This window comes from Flammeovirga sp. OC4 (assembly GCF_000812565.1).
GTDB lineage: Bacteria > Bacteroidota > Bacteroidia > Cytophagales > Flammeovirgaceae > Flammeovirga.
Genome location: NZ_JTAM01000162.1, coordinates 1 through 1481 on the forward strand (window position 1 = coordinate 1; position 1481 = coordinate 1481).

A 1481-nucleotide genomic window follows, 5' to 3' on the forward strand; every position below is an offset into this window, starting at 1 on the left:
GAAGATGATGGAACAGGTAGAAATCGTTTAACACCTGCTGATATCCGTGCTTTAAAGTTGGCTTGGGATAAAGCTAAAATCCCTGCAATGAGACGTGTGCTTGTGTTGTGTCCAGAGCATGTCAATGATTTGCTTGCAGTGGATGAATCTTTTGAAAAGCAATACAAGGACATTAGAGAAGGAAGAGTTTTGAAATTGTACGGTTTCAAAATCTACGAATTCGCTGAAGCGGTTTACTACGACAACCTCAACAAAAAGAAATCATTCGGCTCTATTCCGAGTGCCACTGACCGTATGGCTTCAGTAGCTTTCTATGCTCCTAAAACTCTCAAAGCCCGAGGGGATGGTGAAGGTAAATCAAAAACGAAAATGTACTATTCGGAATCTAAAAATGATCCTGAAGGTCGTTCGTCAAAAATTGGCTTCCGTACCTATTTTGTCTGTATTCCAAAAACAGGCAAATACATCGGAGCTATTGTTTCACCTCAAGCCTAACTAAACCATGAAACCAACAGTAGCACAGAAGAAAACAGCTTTTGACATTATGAAGTCTCATGGTGTTGAGGTTGTTTTTATGAACAAAGACGGGGAGTTTTTTACAAAGCAGAATCTTGCTGAATTATCTGTCAATAAAAAAACAGATTTAGTAAAACTGTACAAACCAATTCTTGAGAAGGAATTGAGATCTGTAAAACCTAAAACTGCAAAGCCTGCAAAGGCTACTGCTACTCCGTCAAAGAAACCAGAAACGGCTGACGAAACGAAGTCAGAGGACACTGAAGAGTCAGCCGATTCTGAAACTCAAACCGATAACGAATAATACTCATGGCAACAAAAGGAGTAATTATCAAAAGTGGCAAGACTGGTGCAAATACATTGGGAGGTTCGGACGCCGTGTCCGCCCTTCTGATGCACGGTGTTGCTGTTGCTGGTAAAATTGTATTGGGAGAAGTAAAGACCCTCTTCTCTTTGGATGATGCAGAAGCTCTGGGGCTTGATGAGCAGTACGACACCGATAACAAGGTGCGTGTCTGGTATCATATCAAAGAGTTTTACCGCATGATGGACGCTAAAACGGAACTCTATATTATGCTTGCGGATCAGACGACTGATCTGGCAGATTTATTAGAGGACACCGCAGAAGTCTATGCTAAAAAATTGCTTTCCGAAGGTGAAGGGAAAATCAAGCAGTTGGGAGTTTGTTTTAATCCGGAAGACGGTTACGTTACTGTACCTGTTAATGGGTTGGACACCAAAGTAAGCGAGGCAATTCCTAAAGCTCAATTGCTTTACGAGTGGTCACACGATACGTTCAAACCCGTAAATGTTTTGCTCGAAGGTTATCACTTTGGTGGTGATGGAGCAACAGCTGAAGACTTGAGGTCAATTACTGATGTAGAAGCAACACATGTCAGTCTTGTTATTGGTCAAGATTTCGATTATGCAAGTACGTTAGACGCAATTGGGAAATATCACGGTGC

2 protein-coding genes and 1 pseudogene are annotated in these 1481 nt (G+C 41.6%); all 3 read left to right on the forward strand.

Annotation, left to right across the window (positions count from 1 at the left end):
• A pseudogene (locus PL77_RS32160) lies at positions 1-495 on the forward strand (hypothetical protein); the annotation flags it as partial.
• A gap of 7 nt (positions 496-502) precedes the next feature.
• Positions 503-820, forward strand: a complete 318-nt coding sequence (locus PL77_RS29740; protein WP_052444848.1) for a hypothetical protein — start codon at positions 503-505, stop codon at positions 818-820.
• Between the two features lie 5 nt (positions 821-825).
• A partial coding sequence (locus tag PL77_RS29745; RefSeq protein ID WP_044213651.1) for a DUF2586 family protein occupies positions 826-1481 on the forward strand: 656 nt, incomplete at its 3' end.